Below are 21903 nucleotides of genomic sequence, written 5' to 3' on the forward strand. Positions count from 1 at the left end.
GATGTCTGCCTATCAAGAGCAATATCAATGGGCGAAAGAGCAGCCCGAAGCCTTCTGGCGCAAACAAGCGCAGCAGATCGACTGGTTTCAACCGCCGCAAACCATTTTGGCCAATGACGAACATGGTATCGAACGTTGGTTTCCCGATGGTGTACTCAATACCTGTTGGTTAGCACTCGACTATCATTGTGAACAAGGACGTGGTGATCACACGGCGCTGATTTATGATTCGCCCGTGACAGGCAAAAAGCAGCGCTACAGTTACTCGGCACTGCGTGACAGTGTCGCGAAAATTGCTGGTATGCTGGCCGCACAGGGGGTGAGCAAGGGTGATCGCGTGATCATCTACATGCCGATGATCCCAGAAGCGGCGATGGCGATGCTGGCTTGTGCGCGTTTGGGCGCGATTCACTCGGTGGTGTTTGGTGGCTTTGCACCGAATGAGCTGGCAGTTCGGATTGAAGATGCGGAGCCGAAAGTGATCATGACCGCCTCGTGCGGCGTGGAAATCAATAAGGTGATTCCCTACAAGCCCATGGTCGATAAAGCCATTATGGATAGCCGCTGGAAACCTGAAAAAGTCTTGGTTTATCAGCGCAGTGAATGCCGCGCCGAGCTCACTCATGCCCGCGATTTGGAATGGAACACGGTCGTGCAATCGGCCACGCCACACGGTTGTGTGCCTGTGCTCGCCACCGATCCGCTGTATATCCTTTACACCTCAGGCACCACAGGCAAACCGAAAGGCGTGGTGCGCGATAATGGCGGCCACGCGGTTGCGCTCAAGTATTCAATGCAGATTATCTACAACATGCCGCAAGACGGGGTGTTTTGGGCAGCTTCGGATGTGGGCTGGGTAGTCGGTCACTCCTATATTGTGTATGCGCCGCTCATTCACGGTTGCACCACCATTTTGTATGAAGGCAAACCGGTACGCACACCCGATCCCGGCGCGTTTTGGCGAGTGTGTCAGGAGTACCAAGTCACCGCACTGTTTTCTGCGCCGACCGCGTTTCGTGCCATCAAAAAAGAAGATCCAAATGGCGATTATTTAAAACAGTACGATTTGTCGGCGTTAACCACCATTTTTATGGCCGGAGAGCGGCTTGACCCGCCGACCTTGGAATGGGTACAAAGCAAAACAGGCAAGCCAGTGATTGATCACTGGTGGCAAACCGAAACGGGTTGGGCGATTGCTGGAAACCCAACGGGTCTTGAATCTATGCCCATCAAAGCGGGCTCGGCAACCAAACCCATCCCCGGTTATCAGGTGGAGATTCTTAATGAGCTTGGCGAAAACATGCCCGCCAATCAGCAAGGTTTTGTCGCACTAAAAAGGCCTCTACCACCAAGCTGTTTGCCAACCGTTTGGCGTAACCATGACCGTTTTGAGTCGGGCTATTTGGCGCAATTCCCCGGTTATTATGTATCCGGTGATGGCGGTTATCTCGATGAAGACGGGTATCTGTTCATCATGGGACGCATCGATGATGTGATCAACGTTGCGGGGCATCGATTATCGACAGGCGAGATGGAAGAGATTGTCGGCGCGCATCCGGCTGTCGCGGAATGTGCGGTGATTGGCGTCCACGACGAGCTGAAAGGGCAGTTGCCACTGGGTTTAGTGGTGCTCAAAGATGGGGTGAAGATTGATGCGCAAACGCTGGAGCAAGAGTTGGTTGCCAGTGTGCGCAATCAAATTGGTGCGGTGGCTTGCTTTAAGCATGCCATAGTGGTCGAACGCTTACCGAAAACGCGATCCGGCAAAATTTTGCGGCGTATCATCCGCCAAATCGCTGATGGTGAGAGTTACACCATTCCATCTACGATTGACGATCCCATGAGCCTCAATGAGCTGGAAAACCTGTTTCAGCACTGAAAATGCAGTGAACAAAACATAAAGTGCTCCTCATGGAGCACTTTTTAATGGCCTATCTCATCTCTGTGACACAGATAACAATCTGATTGCACAAAATCCCCACAGTGAAAGCTGATTTTTTTCCGAGCTTCATATACAATTTCGCCCCACTATAAATTGATAAAAATCACAAAATGGCCAATATCTCACTCTCTTCGGCAAGCAGTGCAGATTTACAACAACTCAACCAGTTGATGTTTGAGCTGCATGATGAACACCATCAGCAATGCCCTGAACATTTCAAGACCGCGGAAGAGATTGAACAAGAGAAGAGTATTGCCCGTTATTTGGATGATCCGCAGTGTTTGGTGTATGTCGCCAAACAAGGTGAGCAGGTGGTGGGCTTTATTACGGGCCATTTTTGTGAGCTGGTTTCGACCGTGAGTCAGGCGGTTGCAATGGGAAGTGTCGATGAGCTTTATGTGCTTCCGGCCTTTCGTGGACAAGGGATTGCCAGTCAGCTATGTCATAAATTAGAGCGGGTTTTCAAAGATTACGGGGTAAAACAGATGTTTGTTGAAGTCTGGGACTTTAACCAGTCTGCCCAAGATTTTTATCAGTGTGCTGGTTTCGTTCAGCATATTCACTGGTTGCGTAAACCGCTGGTTTAGGTCAGTTCGTTTTTTTAAAGGAAACAATCTTGTTGGCACATGTTCGCGCATTTTGGTTAATGTTGGGTTTCACATTCTGCATGGGGCTTTCTTTTTCGGCGTTATCTAGCCAAGAAGAAGAGGCAGCTTATCGCGGCGCTTTATGTCTGATCCGTGGTGATCATAAATTAGTGATGACCCAAGAAGTGCTCACCGGAAAACTCTCCTTGCCCGGCGGTACGATTGAAGCGGGTGAAACACCCCAAATGGCGGCTCAGCGTGAAACATGGCAAGAGACTGGCATGGTGGTTTCTGTTGGACGCCTGATTGGCCAGACATCGACCGCGGTAGTCTATGAATGCGTCAGTGAATCTCAGGTGATCGCTTACTCTTACCAAAATGGTTTTGGAGGGTATGAACTGCCGATCTGGTTTGCGCCGGATTATGGGGTAGAAACCGTTTCTGCCATGTTGGTTAATCCAAGTTTCATCAAGGCTGAGCAGTATCGTTATCCAGAACAGTGGTCTTTTATTGCCGATTTATTCAAAGTAAGCCAAGAGCAAGCGGTAGATTATGTGGCAGAGCTCCATAAAGCGGCTCCTCAATTTCAGCAGGTGGAATTAGAGTGGTTGGGGCAATTACAACATGGTGTCGCCCAACTAAAAAAGAGTATGCCTTGGTTACAAAACCTGATCTTAAGCGGGATGATTTTTAATCTTCCCGTGGTCGCTTTGGTTCTGTTTCCTTTGCTCTATTGGCAGCTTGGCAAACCTTATTGTTACAAGATTCTGTTTGCTATGTCGGTCACATCCTTGCTGTGCCTCGTCGCTCAGCAGGGGTTCGCGTTACCAAGACCACATGTTTACCAACCTGCATTAGAGCTGTTTCCAAGCTACGGCTTTGCCTTCCCGAATTTGCCTATCGCGCTTTGGAGCTGCTTAGGTGTGCTGCTGTGGCATGTGCAACAAGAGTTCACTCAGCGTTGGGTGATGCGTGTGTGGGTCGGTCTGTTTGCTTGGCTCTCATTTGCTTCTTTTTATTCGGGTAGTGCTTTTCTCAGTGATCTTGCCACTGGTGCCTTAGTGGGAGCCTTAGTCGCTTGGCACATTATTCGCCTCGATTTAAAACCGGGTGTGAATGTCGAGAGCCTACTTTGCTCTAAGTCGGTTTGGTGGGGATTGACCGTCGCTTGCGTGATCCTTGCTATCATCTGGCCGCAACCCATTTTTACGCAATGGCTTGCGTTATTGGTGACGATCTCTGGTCTAGTGACCCTCTTAACACCAAGCTCTTCAACGCTTTCATTGCGTGGGGTGTTGCTGATGATCGCGCTGTTACTGTTAGCCGATCAGGGAATCTCCTTGTTGATTGAGCCCTTCAATCACAGTTCATTCTATATGTTAGTGGGTGAAACTCTGCGCTATCCCGTGCTGATTTTACTGTTTGTGTTACTGGCTCGCCGCGGCTTAAAAGCTCCGATAGTAAGTTCCACATATTAAAATCAGTTTAAATAAAAACCGGAAGCCATTTGCTTCCGGTTTTTATTGATGACTCAAGTACTTGATTAGGCGGTAGTGTAAGCGCAGACGAATTCGGCAATTTTCACCATATCCGCAATCGCGATGTACTCTTCAGTAGTATGCACTTTAGCCATACCGGTTGAGAGGTTTACCGTAGTTAACCCTTTCGCATTGAAATTATTGGCATCGCTGCCACCACCACTCAGCTTGGTTTTCGGCTCAATACCGATTGTTTCAAAGCTCGCTTTGATCGCTTGGATATGCGCGTTGTCTTCTTCCAACTTAAAGGCGTTGTAAGCGCGAGTCGATTCAATCTCAACGGTTGCGTCATGCTTTTCCGCGGCACGTTCAAAAGTTTCGATCATGTGCTGAACTTGCGCTTCGAGTTTGGCATCGTTGAGTGAACGCGCTTCCGCCACGATTTTCAGCTCAGGCATCACAATGTTCGTCGCTTGACCGCCTTGCACAATACCGATGTTAGCCGTGGTTTCTTCGTCAATTCGCAGCAGTTTCATTTGAGTAATTGCATCAGCGGCCACCGCAATGGCGCTGATTCCATCTTCCGGTACTAAACCAGCATGAGCGGGTTTACCTTTGATCTGTGCGACGATTTTTTGCTGACCCGGTGCTGCACGCACGATAGTGCCGATTGGGCCACCTGTGTCGAGAACAATCGCTTTCTCTGCTTGCACCTTACTCATATCAAAATGCTCAGAACCTTTCAGACCGCCTTCTTCATGCACAGTGAAAGCAATCTCAATGGTTTTGTGCGCTTGCTGGCTATCGCGCAGAACACGTACCGCTTCAAGGATCGCGGCAATGCCAGATTTGTCATCGCCACCCAAAATCGTGTTGCCTTTGGAACGGATAATGCCATCTTCAATCACAGGCTCAATGCCGATACCCGGTTTAACCGTATCCATGTGGCAACTAAACAGAATACTGTCATTGAGTGTGCCTTCTAGGCGGGCATACAGGTTAAAGCCGTTTGACACCTCCGCCGGAACAGGGAGTTTATGTACGGTGAAACCAAGTTCGCCCAGTTGCTCCGCGAGCGTTTCAGCAATCTTTTTTTCATTGCCCGATTCGCTATCGATCTGAATCAGTTGCAGGAAGTGGTCAACAAGGCGTTGGGTATTAATCAGACTCATAGGAATACCTCTTAGGGAACAGAAGTTGTCACCATGCCTGCAATTGACTTGACTGATGATGCGTTAAATCAAAAAAAGCCTGAAAACCAGAGGGAAATAGAAACCAGAGCGTTGCAAGGCTTAATGGTGTCAATAGAGAGGCTCCAGCCACGTCTGGCATGAATTGAAAGTAACAATATCGTTACATTGTAAGCTTGGCTTTACTCTTCTCAGATGAGTGTAAATTCACGAAATTTAGACATGAAATTTTAACTATTTATTAATATTCAATGAGTTGTGTTTAAGTTTTGTAGGATTAGGGCAAAAGTTTTTGTGGCGTTGATCTTAGATGTGTTGAATGTAATAAAATTGTTACCTTTTGGTGATTTAGGGGTGAGTTAACCCATTTGCAGAGCTGGGATTTTCTTTATGAATTATTTCAGCCATGGTTACTTCAACTCAACACACCAAGGAAACGATGATGATGGATAGCGTAAACCCACTCGGTACAGATGGCTTTGAATTTGTGGAATATACTGCCGCTGATGAGCAGGGCATTGCCAGCCTCAAACACCTCTTCACCTCTCTGGGCTTTGCCGAAATTGCTAAACACCGTTCTAAAGAAGCTTGGCTGTATCGTCAGGGTGACATCAACTTTATTGTCAACGCACAGCCTCGTAGCCAAGCTGAAGCGTTTGCTAAACAGCATGGCCCTTCGGTATGCGGGATGGCGTTTCGCGTGAAAGACGCGGCGATTGCTCTCAAGCATGCGCAGGCCAATGGTGCCGTCGAGTACAAAACTGAGATTGGGCCTATGGAGTTAAGCATTCCGGCGGTGATCGGGATTGGCGATAGCTTGCTCTATTTTGTGGATCGTTATGGCGATCGCAGCATCTATGATGTCGATTTTCATTTCTACCCTGATAGCAAAGAGCGCCTTGCCAAAGCGCAAGTGGGGTTGTATGAAATTGACCACCTCACCCACAACGTGAAACGTGGCAACATGAACCTGTGGGCAGGCTTTTATGAGCGGATTGGTAACTTCCGTGAAATTCGCTACTTTGATATTGAGGGCAAACTGACAGGGTTGGTGAGCCGAGCCATGACCGCGCCCTGTGGCAAAATCCGTATTCCGATCAACGAGTCCTCTGACGATAAATCGCAAATCGAAGAGTTTATTCGTGAGTACAAAGGTGAAGGTATCCAGCATATCGCGCTCAGTACCGAGGATATTTACCACACTGTGAAAACCTTGCGTGAACGTGGCATGGACTTTATGCCCACTCCGGACACCTATTACGACAAGGTGAATCAGCGAGTGGTGGGACATCAAGAAGATGTGCAAGCACTGCGTGACTTACGTATTTTGATTGATGGTGCACCGATGAAAGATGGCATTTTGCTGCAAATCTTCACTCAAACTGTGATTGGGCCTGTGTTCTTTGAAATCATTCAGCGCAAAGGTAATCAAGGATTTGGTGAAGGTAACTTCAAAGCGCTGTTTGAATCGATTGAAGAAGATCAGATCCGCCGTGGAGTATTGACTGATGCATAAATGGATCACTTTTCCGCATCGTGAAGGCACTTGTTCAAGGCAGGCGCATGCGGATTTCCCAGAGCAGGCGATTTACGAACGTGAAGCGGGGCGCAGTGGCTTTTTTGGCCCCGCAGCGCATTTTCATCATCAACATGCACCGACAGGTTGGAGCGAGTGGGAAGGCGAACTGCGTCCACGCGCCTTCAACTTCAATCATGTGGAAGGAGTGAATGCTTTGTCTCCTTGGCAAGTGCCCCTGTTACTGCACAACCATGAAGTGAAAGTGCGGGTGTGGAAGCTAGAGCAAGCTATGCCAGCGTTGGCGCGCAATGCCGATGGTGATGAGCTGCTGTTTATCCATCAAGGTAAAGCGGATCTCTATTGTGACTATGGCCATATGGTCGTCAGTGATGGCGACTATGTGCTGATCCCGCGCTCGACCAACTGGCGTCTAGAGCCGATTGAGCCCTTGTTTATTTTGATGATTGAAAACACCGATGCCGCTTATGCGTTACCCGAAAAAGGCTTAGTCGGCAATCACGCGGTCTTTGACCCTGCCGTGTTGGACGTGCCTTCGATCAATGATCAATTCCGCGCGCAATACTCTGAGCAGCAGACGCAAGTGCAGGTAAAACGTCATGGGCAGCTAAGCACCATCACCTTCCCGTTTAATCCTTTGGATGCGGTGGGTTGGCATGGCGATCTCTCTGTCGTGCGCCTCAACTGGCGTGATATTCGCCCGCTGATGTCGCATCGCTACCATCTTCCGCCTTCGGCACATACCACCTTTGTCGGCCAAGGTTTTGTGGTGTGTACTTTTGTCCCTCGTCCCATTGAAAGTGATCCCGGCGCGCTGAAAGTGCCGTTTTATCACAACAATGATGATTATGATGAAGTGCTGTTTTACCACGCTGGCGATTTTTTCAGCCGCGATAATATTGAAGCGGGCATGGTGACCTTCCACCCAGCCGGTTTTACTCACGGCCCCCATCCGAAAGCGTTCCAAGCCGGTTTGGAATATCGCAAAAAATTCACCGATGAAGTGGCGGTCATGATTGATACCCGCCATGCGCTACAGTTTAGTGATGCGGCACAGCAGGTGGAAAATCGTCAGTATGTTTACAGTTGGCAGAGTAAAAAGGAGTAGGGCGATATGAAGTTAGCGACCCTGAATAATGGCACGCGAGATGGTCAGTTGGTGGTCGTCAGCCGTGACTTAACCCTGTGTGTTGCGGTACCTGAGATTGCCCGTACTTTACAACAGGCGTTGGATAATTGGGATGCGGTGGTGGCATCGTTACAAGATGTCTATTTCGCACTGAATGAACGTACTATTACTGCCCGTTTGTTCGACCCAGAGCAGTGTTTATCTCCGTTGCCTAGAGCCTATCATTGGGCGGATGGTTCCGCTTACGTTAACCATGTTGAATTGGTGCGCAAAGCGCGTGGCGCAGAAATGCCCGCCAGTTTCTGGACCGATCCTCTGATGTATCAAGGGGGATCAGATACGTTTTTAGCCCCGCGGAGTCCGATCCTGATGGCGGATGAAGCGTGGGGGATCGATTTTGAAGCAGAAGTGGCGGTGGTAACTGCCGATGTGGCGATGGGAAGCTCAGTGCAAGAAGCGGCGCAGGCCATTCGGCTACTGATGCTGGTCAATGATGTGTCACTGCGTGGTCTAATCCCCAACGAACTCGCTAAAGGGTTTGGTTTCTATCAATCCAAACCTTCTTCGGCTTTTTCACCTGTCGCGGTGACTCCAGATGAGCTTGGTGAGGCGTGGGATGGCGCGCGCCTTGCCCTGCCATTACGTACCACCTATAACCACGAACTGTTTGGCTGCCCCAATGCCGGCGTGGATATGACTTTTTCATTCCCAGAGTTAATCGCTCATGCAGCGAAAACACGAGCACTGTGTGCGGGCTCGATCATAGGGTCGGGTACCGTTTCCAATAAGCAGGGAACCGATTATGGCAGTGCAATCAGTGAAGGTGGCGTAGGGTATTCATGCATTGCTGAGCTGCGAATGATAGAAACGCTGCGTGATGGTGAGCCCAAAACAGCCTTCATGCGCTTTGGTGATACGGTGCGAATTGAGATGCTCAATCCACAGCAACAGAGTATTTTTGGTGCGATTGAGCAACAGGTGATGCAGTACAACAAGGAAGTGTGATGAGTTTAATTCTCTATGGTTATTGGCGTTCGTCAGCCGCCTATCGAGTGCGTATTGCCCTCAATATTAAACAGTTGGTTTACGAGTCCCGTGCCGTGCATCTTAGCCGTGAAGGAGGGGAGCAGCATCATGCCGAGTTTCATCGCCTCAATCCTAGCGAGTTGATTCCTGTGCTTATCGATGGTGAACTCTGCTTGAATCAATCGCTGGCGATTATTGAGTATTTGGATGAAACCTATCCCGACCCCCGTTTGATCCCAGAGCGAGGTACCGAGCGTTATCAGGTGAAAGCGTTAGCGTTAGACATCGCAGCGGATATCCATCCGCTCAATAACTTGCGGATTTTGCAGTATCTTACCGCAAAGCTTGGTGTGGCCGATGAAGAAAAAAATCGTTGGTATCGCCACTGGATTGATAAAGGTTTTCAAGGTTTGGAAGAGAAATTGCGCTATACGGCAGGGGAATATTGTGTGGGTAATCGCTTGTCTCTGGTCGATGTCTGTTTAGTGCCTCAAGTTTATAACGCTGAGCGATTTGATCTCGATATGAGTCGTTATCCCACCTTACAGCAGATCGCAGCAAGGTTACGTGCTTTGCCTGCGTTTGCGCAGGCTGCTCCAGAAAATCAGCCTGACGCTTGTTGACCCAGTTGAATCGGTACCATAGCAGATTCTTCATCGGCAAACTTTTGTGCAATGTCGATGAAGTTCTGCTCTTCTATTAAAAAGGCATCAATCACCATAGGGTCAAAATGTGAACCTCGGCCTTGTAAAATGATCGCTTTGGCCTCTTCATGACTCATCGGTTCTTTATAAACGCGGCGGCAAATCAAAGCGTCATACACATCGGCGAGAGCCATCAAGCGGGCACTCAGAGGAATATCGTCGCCTTTGAGTCCTAGTGGATAACCTGAACCGTCCCACTTTTCATGATGACCCATGGCAATTTCTTTTGCGACATTGATGAGCGCGGTACAGGCTCCGGAAAGTTTCTCCGCTTTTTCGAGAGCAAGCTTACCCAGCAAGGCGTGATTGCGCATAGTGGTAAACTCATCTGGGGTCAATTTGCCCGGTTTGAGCAGAATATTGTCGGGAATGCCGACTTTACCTATGTCGTGCAACGGTGCCGCTTTAAAGTAAGTATCAATCACGGTCGGGCTCAGTACATCGCGGTATTTGTCCGTGGTGGCGAGACGCTGGGCTAATACTTTCACGTAATGTTGGGTACGCAGTAGGTGATTACCTGTCTCCGGATCGCGTGTTTCTGCAAGACTGGCCAGCGCAAACACCACAGCATCTTGCATGCGATCCAATTCTCCGGACCGTCGCAGCACTTCGGTTTCCAGATAATCGTTTTGATTCAATAAAATGTCTTTAGAGCGCTTATTTTGTAAGTGAGTGTGAACGCGCGATTTCAGCAGCGGAATGCTGACCGGTTTAAAAACATAATCAACGGCACCAAGCTCAAAGCCTAATTGCTCATCTTCGGGATTACTTTTACCTGTAAGAAAAATCACCGGAATATGCTCGGTATGCGGGTTATGTTTGATTTGATTAATTACCTCATAGCCCGACATTTCTGGCATGACAATATCGAGTAAAACCAGATCGATAGGGTATTGCGCCAAAATCTCGAGTGCCACTTTTCCTGAGCGAGCAGCCTTGATTCGATAGTACTGTGCCAGCCCTTGCGACATAAAGGCGATATTGTCTGGCGAGTCATCGACGATCAGTATCGTGCATTGGCTAAGGTCTTCCATTGACATGTGAAACATCCTATTCATCACAAAGTTTAGGCATTTAAGATTAAAGTGACATGAGTTGCTTAAACTATAGCTAAACTTTGAAAATAGGTTATACAAAATCCTGTGTAGAGAAGGAGATGGCATGCGCTCGATAAAAGCGATGTTCGTACTACTGTTTTGCATGATGGCGATATTGGCGGTTGCCATGTTTAAAGTGACTCGGCAAGTCGCAGATCTTAGGCTAGAGAGCCATCAATACAGCGAGCAGCTTTTTCACTTTTATCGTCTATCTCAAGAGTTAAAACAAAGCTCAGACCACTTGACTAAGTTTGCCCGAGCGTATGCTAGCACTGGCAATGAGCGATGGTTGCGTATGTTTAACCAAGTTTTGAATGTCCGTAATGGCAAACTGCCAGCACCAAGCAATAATGATTACGAGTTTTGGGATGTAGTTGTACTTAACGATTCGAGTGAACTTACACCAAACGCTAATCAGCGCTATCCCACATTGATTGAACGCATTCGTCAATCCGGCATTGGGTCGGTCGAGTTTCTTGAATTACAAAATGCTTTATCGTTATCGGATCAGTTAGTTGCATTGGAGCGTGAAGCCTTCATGGCGGTGAAGGGGTGGAAGAGAGAGTTTGCGGGGGAATACCGCTACACCGGGGAACCTGATCTTAACTTTGCCCGTTCTTTGCTTTATAGCGAAAAGTATTTTCTCGAGAAAGCTAAAATTATGGCTGCAATTGGATCTGCGCACTCCAATATCGTAGGGCGTATTGAATCTCAAGTGAGATCTGCAGATAAGAAAGCGCAATATTATGAGCGAGTTAACTCAGTTTTAGTCAGTTTGCTACTGTTGGCCATCATGGCGTCTTTTGTGCTGCTTTGGATTGTCTACGTTGCTCCATTAAGCATTTTATTGAAAACGGTGGTGAGGCAAGTCCGCAATGAAGATTATGAATTTACTCTGACTCAAAAAGCGCATGGCGAATTACAACGCTTTATCGATAGTTTGAATGTGGTGTTTCACCATATTGCCGAACAGCTCAGTTTTAATACCTTGGTGAAAGACTTCAACATCATCATTCGCAACCATCCGACCACGGAAGCCTTGTGCAATCAGGTGACACAGTTTTTACTGCACCATTTTCCCGTTGAACTGATAGGTCTTTATCTCTATCAAAATGGCGTACTGACGCGTATTGCCGGTGTTGGTCAGTCGGAGTCTGCACAACGTGACTACAGTGATCCAACGACAACGCATTGTAGTGTGCTTCGTTCGGGCAAGCCTTATGCAATGAAGTCACTCAATGGCAACTTCCAAGTGGTTTCTACCTCAGGAGTGATTGCACTCAATGAGGTGTATTACCTACCTCTACAGGTCAATAATCAGCCGATAGCGTTACTGGAGTTAGGAACTGTAGGCATGCTGACAATGCAGCAATACCATTGGTTATCGCAGATGCTTGACGATCTCTCTGTCGCGATTCAACTTAGCCAAAATGCGGAGCAGCAACGTTTGGCAGAAAGAAAAGTGCTTGAACAATCACAGCTCAATCAAGAGATCCTCGATGCTACACCCAACCCGATGTACTGCTTGAGTGCAGATGGTAAATTCCTCACTGTCAATGCCAAGTTCTTGGATCTCATGGGTTTATACAATAACGAAGTGATTGATAAAGAGCCGCAAGAGATTTTCCCCGCTGAGGTTGCAGAGCGCTTTGCTGCGGCGCACCAAGTGTTGACTCAGCAACAAAGTAGCCAAAATTACGAAGTTTCTTTGGTCGATTACACGGGTGTTCAGCGTGAAATGCTGGTTTACGAGGCGTCTTTTAGCGATCGTGCGGACAAGGTCAATGGTATCGTCGGTATTTTGTTGGATATGACCGAACGCAAAGAGATGGAAGATGAACTCCGCAAAGCCAAAGAGGCGGCGGACGCGATGAGTCAGGCCAAAGGTGACTTCTTAGCGAATATGAGCCATGAAATCCGAACCCCAATGAATGCAATTTTGGGTATGGCACATCTGGCATTGAATACCCCACTCGATACGACACAACGCAAATACGTGACTCGTATTAATGAATCCGCCAAAAACTTACTGGGCATCATCAATGACATTCTCGACTTTTCCAAAATGGAGGCGGGTAAACTCAATGTAGAACGGATCGATTTCAATCTTGATGATGTGCTGGATAATGTGACGGCAGTCGTCTCATTGAAAGCCCAAGAGAAAGGCATTGAGTTTTTGATGGATATCGACCCGCACATCCCACTAGGGCTGATTGGCGATCCACTTAGGCTTGGTCAAGTGATGGTCAATCTGTGTGGTAATGCGGTGAAGTTTACCTCACAAGGCGAAATTGTACTGTCTGCACGAGTGAGCCAATTGAATGAACAGCAAGTCACGCTGCGGTTTGCCGTCAAAGATACAGGGATTGGCATTGCCCAAGACAAGCTGGACGATTTGTTCGATGCTTTCTCGCAGGCAGATAACAGCATTACGCGTCAATATGGGGGCACTGGGCTTGGGTTGAGTATCAGTAAGCAATTGGTCGAGCTTATGGGGGGGCAAATTACCGTTCATAGTGAAGAAGGTAAAGGTTCCACCTTTGAGTTTTCTGTGGTGTGTGGTCTGCAAGATGCCAAAATGCGTGATATTTCCCAACCTGTGCATGGCCTAGCGGATAAGCGAGTGTTAGTGGTGGATGATAATGATTCTGCTCGCCACATTCTCGACTCTTTACTGACCGCTATGCGTTTTAACGTCGTGACGGTGAGTAATGGGTTTGAGGCGCTGTCGGAAATTCAACAGAAACCCTTTGATATGTTGTTTGTTGACTGGAACATGCCTGGTATGAATGGCATTGAGCTACTGACGCGAGTGAAAACCCTCGGCCTTCGTGGGCACATGAAGAGCTTTTTAGTCACGGCTTATGGACGTGAAATTAACCTTGAAGGCGAAAACAGCAAGTTGGTTGACGCTTTAATTGTCAAACCGGTTAATCCCTCGAATCTGCTGGATGCGATTGTGACCAGTTATGGAATTGAGCATGTACGCCATAAAACGAACGAAGCGCATCACAACAGCAGGCCGAATTTTGTCGGCCAGAGTCTGTTGCTCGTCGAAGATAATGAGGTGAACCAAGAAGTTGCGCTTGGCCTACTCCAAGACACTGGCCTTAATGTCGTGGTCGCCAATCATGGTCAAGAAGCGCTTGAGAGGTTAGAGCATGCCGATTTTGATCTGGTGTTAATGGATATGCAGATGCCGGTCATGGATGGGATCACCGCGACTGAGCATATTCGAGCCAATCCGCGGTGGCAGAGCTTACCCATCGTTGCTATGACCGCTAATGCGATGGCGATAGATATTGAACGCTGCTTGCAAGCAGGCATGAATGATCATCTTTCCAAACCGATTGAAGTGGATAAGTTTTATCAGGTACTCAGGCATTTTCTTCAGGTGAGTGATGAGCAGAGCTTTTCATCGCATTCCCCAAATAAACCCAGCGCATCAAAACCTGCGATGAACACTTTGTTGGATCTGCCTCAGCTGACGGGCGTTGATTTGGAACAAGCCATCTTCCGGATTGGGGGTAATCAACAACGCTATTTTGAAATTCTGCGTCACTTTATCGATAGCCAAGTTGATGAGCTGAACAGTGTAACAGGGCTAATCGAAGCGCAAGACTGGAGCTCTGCGACCCGAGTGGCTCATACTCTGAAAGGTTCTGCCGCGAATTTAGGATTGGAAGCTTTAGCTCAGTTGGCGGCAGAGATGGAGCAGAGTCTAGAGCAGCAAGTCCCACCTTCGTTTGAGCAGCTTCAACAAGCTCAAAGCTTGCTAACCCAAGTCGATGATGAACTCTCTGCGTGGGAACATCAGCATAAAGAGCCGCTATTGGCGGAGAACCTAGATTGGGGTTTGTGGTATCAGCCGTTGCAACAGGCGATCAATGATTATGATGTCACCGCATTAAGCCTGAGTAAGTCCATTCGCCAAGTTTCCCAGTGGGATTCGGCGCAGCAAGCCGCCTTAATTTCTGCAATTGAAGATTTTGATTTTGAGCAGGCAAAGGCGCTATTAGCCACTTATCCGCAGTTAAGCGGTGAGCGTTTAAACCAGTAGCTTTAAAGTAATAGTGTTCAAGGTTTGCAACGAGAGTTGTTCAAGAAAGGCGATCAACCCGACACGCGGTCAAAAGACCCAGTGTCGGGTTTTTGAGGACTAGAATTACAAACTGGCTAGTACAGTTTCTGCTTTGCTCAGTTCAAAGGTTTTTGGTGGCTCAACATTGAGCAGAGTGACTACGTTATTTTCAATCACCATGGCGTAGCGTTGCGAGCGCACGCCACCAAAGTTACCTGTGTCCATTTCGAGACCTAAGGCTTTAGTAAAGCTCGCGTCGCCATCAGCCAGCATGGTAATTTCGCTCGCATTTTGCGCTTCGCCCCATGCTTTCATCACAAAAGCATCGTTAACTGAAACGCAAGCGATCATATCGACGCCTTTCTCTTTATATTTGTCTGCCAAGACGACATAGCCAGGTAGATGTGCTTCTGAGCAAGTCGGGGTGAAGGCACCCGGAACGGCAAACAGTACGACTTTTTTGTTAGCAAACAAAGTGGTTACAGAGTGAGTCAGTGTACCCTCACTGGTTCTTTGGCTCAGTTGAACATCTGGTAAGGTTTGTCCGATTTGAATCATTATGTTTTCCTTATGAAGGTGGTATATCTCTACACGATTTCGAGCCCTAGCTCGGAATGAGTCTAGCCGTAGTGTAGCCCCTTATCGAGCAAACAAATACAGAGTGTTATTGGGGATATATTTTAGAGGATCGACATACTGTTTCAGTATAGGATGCGCATGTTCACTCTTTCGGTTGAAATCTTGGCAAAATTCGACAATAAAGTTTATTTTTTATAATGAATTGTGTGCGACAAAAATGAGAAAAACACGGTGAATAGTGTGATCAGAAATTAGATAATCCACCACTTCGATTGACGACGAAAGAATAAGTAACGAAACCTTGGCGGATAATAAAAAGGATGGGTACAGCCAAGTACCTGAATGGATATCGTTGTCGTCATGCAATGTCACTAAAACCTGAATCACTTTTTATGATAAGTGAGTAAAGGAAAGCTAGGCTTCAAAATAAAAAACCGCTTTTCATCATTGGTGATGGTGCACTTGGCTCACGCCCAGATGATCAGCGAATAATAAGATTATCCAGCTTAATGCTGGAAGTCATTATACCTAAACAACTTGGGGTTGCCGTCAATACCGCTGCCGCTTCAAGTTCAAGGTGTATAAGACCCTAAAGGGGCGGTCTTCCAGTATAAAGGACCATTAGAATAATGACAGGAATTAGGCTTTTAGCTTGCTGCGGAGTGCAGATCTGTTCAGTGTTTTTGCTGATCATCAGTTCATCTGCTTATGCCGTAGTCGAACATATTTCGGACTATTTCGTGGAGACGTGGACTTCCACTGATGGTTTACCGCACAACAGTATTAATAGTATTGCCCAGACACGCGATGGTTATTTGTGGTTTGCCACTTGGGAAGGCGTGGTGCGATATAACGGCATCAATTTTCAAGTGTTTGATCGCAATCCACAAACTGGAATGGTTGACTCCGGAACTCGCACCTTATTACCCATGGATAACAATGGGTTGTTGGTGGCTGGTGCTCGAGGGAGTATCACGCACAGACAGAGTTATGGCTGGCAATCTTTTCGTTCTGCGCCCAGTTTAGTCAATGGTGCATTGATTGATGATGCACAAAACTTGTGGCTCGCGATTGAAGGTCTCGGCGTCGTAGTCCGACCTTATTTGGGTAATAACCTCTATGGGCCTGATCGATGGTTACTGACTGATGCCAGTGTGTATCGTTTAGTAAAAAATCAGCATGGAGTGATTTTTGCGGCCACCGATAAAGGGTTGTATCGCTTTAATGATTGGCAAGCGTCAGCCATGGAACTGCCGATTGGGCGCTATGAGCGAATTAACTATATTTCCATCAGTTTGAATCAAGAACTTGTCGTGGCAACAGATCAAGGTGTTTGGATCAATACTGAAGAAGGCTTCCAATCGTTGTTTGTACCGCTTGAGAAAGAGGTGGTGACGCTGGCGGAGCAAGATCGTGCCGGGAACTGGTGGATTGGCACGGTTAATCGCGGCATTGCACGTTTGAAAAATCAGCAACTGCAATTTTTGGAGCCTAGTCGAGGTTTGCCTTATAGCCGAGTGCTTTCTTGGTATCAGGATATCGAAGGCAGTGTATGGGTGGGGACCAATGCTGGCATTATGCGACTGCGTGATGCGCCTTTCATTAATATCAACAGTGATAAAGGATTAGTGGGCGATTATGTCCGAACCTTGTTGCCGCTAGATGACCGACGAGTTATGGTCGGTACCAGTCGTGGATTAAGCATTATTGAAGAGGGCTTGGCACATAGCGCGTTAATGCCTCAAGTCGGTGCTCGTCCTTCGATACTCAGTCTGGCCAAAGCAGACCAGCAAGGTGAAAAAGTCTGGGTTGGGACGGTACAAAAAGGATTGCTCCTTTGGCAAAACGGCCAGTTGCGTCCTGTGCTAGATGAAAATAACGGTTTGCCAAGCAGCGAAGTCAGAGCCATCGTCACCGATCCACAAGATAATCTTTGGATTGGTACTTCAAATGGTATTGTCAAAAGAACGCCGCAAGGTGTGCTGACGACATACAACAAAGACAACTCCCCCCTGCCTGATGATTACATCATGGCACTCGCTGTGGATTCGGAAGGGAAGCTGTGGGTTGGTAGTGCCGTTGGTGTGGCTTATTTTGATGCTCAAGGCAAGATTCGTCCGGTTGATCTTACTAAGCAAGAGCAAGCACAGTATGTGTTTGGCTTCTACATGGAATCCGATTATGTCTGGATGGCCACAGACAGAGGCATCGTGCGTTATCGCTTGAGTGATGCAAGCGTTTCCCTTGTGGGTCGTGCCGCAGGCTTACCAATCGATAAATTCTTCCAAATGCTACGTGATAGTGAAGGGCATGTGTGGCTATCCAGCAACCGTGGGGTATGGAAGCTCAACTATGATCAGATGTTAGCGGTCGCTGATGGCATGAGCACACAGCTTGAATTCGAACATTTTGATGAAGGTGATGGCATGGCAACCAGTCAGGCGAATGGAGGGACCAACCCTGCGTCTGCAAGTTTGCCAAATGGTGAGCTGCTTTTTGCCACTGCGAAAGGGGTGGCGAGCATCAAGGTACAGCGTCTCCAGCAACTGAGTGAACTGCGTTTACCGGTCGTTCTAGAATCGGTCAGTTTTGACAGCGAGATTATCAATCCTGATCAGCAGTACATTGCTGCGGCTGGAACCAATCGGGTGAGCTTCGGATACGTGGGGCTAGGTTTTGTGATGTCAGAGCGTTTGCAATATCGCACGAAACTTGAAGGGTTCGATCGAGATTGGTCATATCGGGGTCATAATACCCAAGCGGAATACACCAATTTAGCGCCGGGTAAATATCGATTCTTTGTCAGCGCCCGTTATCCGTATGGTGAGTGGAATGATGCCACGTTTAGTTACGTATTTATCATTGAACCTCATTGGTGGCAGCGTAAAGAGGTGATTGTCATGGCTGGCATGCTGTTTTTGGCGCTGGCGGTGTCACTGGTGATGTGGCGAATTCGTATTTTGAAACGGCGTGAGTTGTATCTCGTTGAGCAGGTTGCGCTGCAAACCCAAAAATTGCGCCTACAAGCGGAAAAGTTTGAGAGACTCTCGAAAGAAGATGATTTAACTGGGCTTGCCAATCGCCGCGCATTTGATATGTACCTCAAACAAGCCTTTTCTCGTCTGCAAAATCCAGATCAGCAAGTCAGTATTGCGCTGCTGGATATTGATCACTTCAAGCAGATTAATGATCGTTATTCGCACATTATCGGCGACCAAGCCATTGTAGCGGTATCACAAGAGTTACTTGGGTATGTTGGCGACAAAACCCGAGTGGCGAGATGGGGCGGTGAAGAGTTCACCATCTTATATGTAGGAGATCCTAAGCAAGCTTGGGGTTATTTTGAAAAGCTGCGTTGTAAGATTGAACAGGTTGATTTGTCTGCAGTAGCACCGGGATTAAACGTGACAGTGAGTATTGGCTTTGCCGATGCGCAGCAGGCGGAGAGTTATGAAACCGTTTTGAAGCTGGCGGATCATGCATTATTGACGGCGAAGAAACTCGGGCGTAACCGCGTGGTGAAAAGTGAAGAGTGGCAAGTAAAAAGCGGCCTCCATTGAGACCGCTTTCTATGCTTGCTAACGTTCGCTCACGCCATCGCTTATAAAACCTTACAAGCAAAGCCTTTGAGATAAAAACCTTCAGGATAAGCGGTATCGGTTGGGTGATCGGCCGCTTGTTCAAAACGCTCAACAAACTTTACATCACGTCCAGCATCGAGAGCCGCATCGGCAATAATTTTCTGAAATAGCACTTGATCCATTAACCCTGAACACGAGTAGGTGAGCAGGGTGCCACCTGGGTTTAAGATCTGCATGGCCAGCATGTTGATGTCTTTATAGCCGCGGCATGCACCATCCAGCTGGGCTTTAGATTCGGCAAACTTGGGGGGATCCATCACCACCACATCAAAACGTGTGCCTTGGTCGCGGTATTCGCGCAGCAGTTTAAATACATCGGCATTCAAGAACACCGCACGCTTTTTACTGATATCGAAACCGTTCAATTCAGCATTGAACTTAGCCGTATCCAAGGCTGGTTGAGAGACATCTGCGTTGATCACACGCTTAGCTCCGCCTTTGAGTGCGTATAAACCAAAACCACCCGTGTAAGAGAAGCAGTTCAGCACTTCTTTCTCTTTAACGTATTTCATGGATTGGAAGCGGCTGTCGCGTTGATCTAGATAGAAACCCGTTTTGTGTCCACCCACAATATCGACGCTGATCTTAACGCCATTTTCTTCAATCACGACCGATTTAGGTGGTAATTCACCGTGCAGTACCCCAACGCGCTCGTCCAGCCCTTCTTTTTTACGCACCGCAACATCGGAACGCTCATAAATATGGCACTCAGGGAAGCAATGTAATAATGCCTCGACCAGAGTCTGTTTTTGATACTCGGCACCGGCACTCAGTAGTTGGCAGACCAAATAATCTTGATATTTGTCGATAGTAATGCCAGGTAAGCCGTCTGATTCTGCGGCAATTAAACGGTAACCGGTTAAGCCATCACGTTCGATAATATCGTTGCGCAATAATTGTGCTTGTTCGATGCGTTTAATGAAGAAATCGCGATCAATCGGCTCTTGTTCAAAGCTCCAGACACGCGCAGTAATTTGTGAATGCGGTGAGTAGGCCGCTTTGGCTAACCATTTGCCTTCAAAGGAGTAAACATCGACAGTTTCTCCCAGTTTAGGAGTCCCTTCGACTTTGCTGATCCCACGAGAAAAAACCCACGGATGTTTACGACGCAAAGATTTGTCTCGACCTTTGACCAAATAAATTGCAGGAGTCATTACGCTACTCAGATGGAAATAGAAATGGGCGGCTATTGTCGTGGAACTGATGAAGAAAAGCAAAAGAAAAGCCCCTTCCTTATGATTCGAAGGTAAGGGGTTATCAACTCTTTTTGGGATAACGTGGATTTCGGCTATGCTTGAACCAGTTTCATTAAAGTCGTATCGATGAATCTGGCTTTCTTATGCCACAGGGAAGAGAGCATTCTGTGGTCTGAACAATGGCATAAATCAGGATGAAAAAAATGGAAAAACAGTGCAGTAAGTTTATCGTTTCAGGTCATGTGCAAGGCGTGGGTTTTTGCTATCACACGTCTCATCAAGGTCTGAAGTTGGGTTTAACGGGCTACGCAAAAAATCTCAATAACGGAGATGTAGAGGTCGTGGCTTGTGGCACACCTGAAAGATTAGAAGAGTTGTATCTATGGTTGCAAGAAGGTCCTAAAACCGCCAGCGTTCGGCAAGTGCGCCGCTTAAGCAGTGAGTTAGAACATGACTATCAAGGGTTTGAAATTCTGTAGTGTTAAGTCGGAAGAGTGTCAAAGCGAAGCCTAATACGATGACTTCGCTATGGAGTTTTTAAATCTTATAAGCACTTCGCCGGTTTTGGTAAGCCAGCCAGTTTTGTTGCTTGTTTGGCGGGGCCTTTCGGAAAGAGTTTAAACAGATATTTACTGTTGCCTTTTTCTGGGCCGTGCTCTTTTTCCATCGCTTTGACCAACATACGAATAGCAGGGGAGGTTTTAAACTCCTCATAGAAACGACGGACAAAATGAACCACTTCTAAGTGGGCATCTGTCAGTTCAATCCCTTCTTGCTCTGCTAAAAGAGCGATCATCCCTTCTTCCCATTGCGTAAAGTCAAGAAGATAGCCTTGGGCGTCAGTGTCGATAGTTTTGCCTTGGTATTCCAGCATGGTGAGTGTCTGTGGTTGTCAATTTGCGCATAGGGTAGCGAAGCTCAAGGTGTGGCTCAAGCATAAAAAAGCCCGATGAATTCATCGGGCTTACCGTAAAACAATCTAAGCGATTAATCGTTATTGTTCATGATACCCAGAATGCTCAACAAGCTAGTGAACAGGTTCAGGATATTCAAGTACATAGAAATCGTTGCTGAGATATAGTTGGTTTCTTCACCACGCACAATACGGCTGGTATCAAACAGAATGAAACCCGAAAATACCAGTGCAGAAACGCTACTGATAGCCAGATGAGCTACCGTTGAGCCAACAAAGATGTTAATCAATGCCGCAACAATCACAATGATCAAGCCAGCAAACAGGAAATTACGCATGAAAGAGAAATCTTTCTTGCTGGTAATGGTGTAAGCCGACAGGCCTAAAAACACCATGCCAGTCAGGCCGAGTGCTTGCGCAATAACGATTGGGCCATTTGGCATCGCCGCATAGAAATTCAGCATAGGGCCAAGAGCTCCTCCCATCAGTCCAGTAAAGACGAACGTCCATACTAGGCCTGATGATGAGTTAATCGCTTTTGGCATCACGAAAAACAAAATGCCAATGGCAGCCAACTGCATCACCAAAGCAACGATAGGAGAAATGCCGATAGCCATAGTCGCCATTGCTGCAATCGCACTGGTGACAAGGGTCATAGAAAGCAGGAAGTAGGTATTCTTCAAAACCTTGTTGGTTTCAAGAGTACGTTCCAAGCTGGAAGTTCTGGTAAACATTGGCGTATTCATACTTTTCCTCTATTAAAAGTACTGATTGCTACAGGGACAGTTATGAGGCTCAATGCC

The 21903-nt window shown here is 47.4% G+C and carries 16 protein-coding genes; 10 read left to right on the plus strand and 6 right to left on the minus strand.

Annotation, left to right across the window (positions count from 1 at the left end; translation table 11 throughout):
- Window position 1: 1 nt before the first annotated feature.
- The 3 genes from T411_RS0105785 (at window position 2) to T411_RS0105795 (ending at window position 4007) form a co-directional block, all read left to right on the plus strand.
- Window positions 2–1879, plus strand: coding sequence for a propionyl-CoA synthetase (locus T411_RS0105785; RefSeq protein WP_001277380.1), 1878 nt, complete (start codon window positions 2–4; stop codon window positions 1877–1879).
- Window positions 1880–2052: 173 nt separating this feature from the next.
- The gene (locus T411_RS0105790; protein ID WP_001284194.1) at window positions 2053–2529 is read left to right on the plus strand and encodes a GNAT family N-acetyltransferase; all 477 of its coding nucleotides are present in this window, start codon (window positions 2053–2055) and stop codon (window positions 2527–2529) included.
- Window positions 2530–2609: 80 nt separating this feature from the next.
- Window positions 2610–4007, plus strand: coding sequence for a bifunctional NUDIX hydrolase/phosphatase PAP2 family protein (locus tag T411_RS0105795; RefSeq protein ID WP_001964796.1), 1398 nt, complete (start codon window positions 2610–2612; stop codon window positions 4005–4007).
- Window positions 4008–4072: 65 nt separating this feature from the next.
- Here the strand turns inward: T411_RS0105795 and T411_RS0105800 are convergent, their stop codons facing one another.
- Entirely contained in the window at window positions 4073–5179 is a 1107-nt protein-coding gene (locus tag T411_RS0105800) for a tripeptidase T (RefSeq protein ID WP_000052808.1), read from the minus strand.
- Between the two features lie 460 nt (window positions 5180–5639).
- Here T411_RS0105800 and hppD point away from each other — a divergent pair, with 460 nt between their 5' ends.
- The 4 genes from hppD to maiA are packed head-to-tail and all read left to right on the plus strand — an operon-like array spanning window position 5640 to window position 9512.
- On the plus strand, window positions 5640–6713 hold the full coding sequence (gene hppD / locus T411_RS0105810) for a 4-hydroxyphenylpyruvate dioxygenase (protein ID WP_000969495.1): 1074 nt from the start codon (window positions 5640–5642) through the stop codon (window positions 6711–6713).
- Window positions 6706–7842 carry a homogentisate 1,2-dioxygenase gene (locus T411_RS0105815; RefSeq protein ID WP_000549755.1) on the plus strand — a complete coding sequence of 379 codons (1137 nt, stop codon included), beginning with the start codon at window positions 6706–6708 and terminating at the stop codon, window positions 7840–7842. The genes hppD and T411_RS0105815 overlap by 8 nt, the downstream gene beginning before the upstream one ends.
- A 6-nt stretch (window positions 7843–7848) precedes the next feature.
- Window positions 7849–8868: a fumarylacetoacetate hydrolase family protein gene (locus T411_RS0105820; RefSeq protein WP_000762020.1), complete on the plus strand. Its 1020-nt coding sequence runs from the start codon at window positions 7849–7851 to the stop codon at window positions 8866–8868.
- Window positions 8868–9512 (plus strand): maleylacetoacetate isomerase, encoded by a 645-nt coding sequence (gene maiA, locus T411_RS0105825; RefSeq protein ID WP_000052763.1) that lies wholly within the window; start codon window positions 8868–8870, stop codon window positions 9510–9512. Before T411_RS0105820 ends, maiA begins: the two co-directional genes overlap by 1 nt.
- Here the strand turns inward: maiA and T411_RS0105830 are convergent.
- Window positions 9494–10633 (minus strand): response regulator, encoded by a 1140-nt coding sequence (locus T411_RS0105830; protein WP_000061358.1) that lies wholly within the window; start codon window positions 10631–10633, stop codon window positions 9494–9496. The two genes, maiA and T411_RS0105830, sit on opposite strands and share 19 nt — an antisense overlap.
- A 121-nt stretch (window positions 10634–10754) precedes the next feature.
- Between T411_RS0105830 and T411_RS0105835 the strand changes: the two genes are divergently transcribed.
- On the plus strand, window positions 10755–14750 hold the full coding sequence (locus T411_RS0105835) for a PAS domain-containing hybrid sensor histidine kinase/response regulator (RefSeq protein WP_001256620.1): 3996 nt from the start codon (window positions 10755–10757) through the stop codon (window positions 14748–14750).
- Window positions 14751–14855: 105 nt separating this feature from the next.
- Here T411_RS0105835 and T411_RS0105840 read toward each other — a convergent pair whose 3' ends face one another.
- Window positions 14856–15329, minus strand: a complete 474-nt coding sequence (locus tag T411_RS0105840; RefSeq protein WP_000614593.1) for a peroxiredoxin — start codon at window positions 15327–15329, stop codon at window positions 14856–14858.
- A 650-nt stretch (window positions 15330–15979) separates the two neighbouring features.
- Between T411_RS0105840 and T411_RS0105845 the strand changes: the two genes are divergently transcribed.
- Window positions 15980–18910: a ligand-binding sensor domain-containing protein gene (locus T411_RS0105845; RefSeq protein WP_001881117.1), complete on the plus strand. Its 2931-nt coding sequence runs from the start codon at window positions 15980–15982 to the stop codon at window positions 18908–18910.
- Window positions 18911–18951: 41 nt separating this feature from the next.
- Here the strand turns inward: T411_RS0105845 and T411_RS0105850 are convergent, their stop codons facing one another.
- The gene (locus T411_RS0105850; protein ID WP_000186581.1) at window positions 18952–20145 is read right to left on the minus strand and encodes a class I SAM-dependent methyltransferase; all 1194 of its coding nucleotides are present in this window, start codon (window positions 20143–20145) and stop codon (window positions 18952–18954) included.
- Between the two features lie 245 nt (window positions 20146–20390).
- On the opposite strand from T411_RS0105850, the gene yccX reads away from it, so the two are divergent.
- Window positions 20391–20666, plus strand: a complete 276-nt coding sequence (gene yccX, locus T411_RS0105855) for an acylphosphatase (protein WP_000414764.1) — start codon at window positions 20391–20393, stop codon at window positions 20664–20666.
- Between the two features lie 65 nt (window positions 20667–20731).
- On the opposite strand, the gene T411_RS0105860 is transcribed toward yccX, so the two are convergent.
- Window positions 20732–21061: a TusE/DsrC/DsvC family sulfur relay protein gene (locus tag T411_RS0105860; RefSeq protein WP_000895407.1), complete on the minus strand. Its 330-nt coding sequence runs from the start codon at window positions 21059–21061 to the stop codon at window positions 20732–20734.
- Between the two features lie 113 nt (window positions 21062–21174).
- Complete coding sequence (locus tag T411_RS0105865) at window positions 21175–21846, minus strand: Bax inhibitor-1/YccA family protein (RefSeq protein ID WP_001095848.1); 672 nt, start codon at window positions 21844–21846, stop codon at window positions 21175–21177.
- Between the last annotated feature and the right edge of the window lie 57 nt (window positions 21847–21903).

It is taken from the genome of Vibrio cholerae ATCC 14035 (genome assembly GCF_000621645.1).
Taxonomy (GTDB): Bacteria; Pseudomonadota; Gammaproteobacteria; order Enterobacterales; family Vibrionaceae; genus Vibrio; species Vibrio cholerae.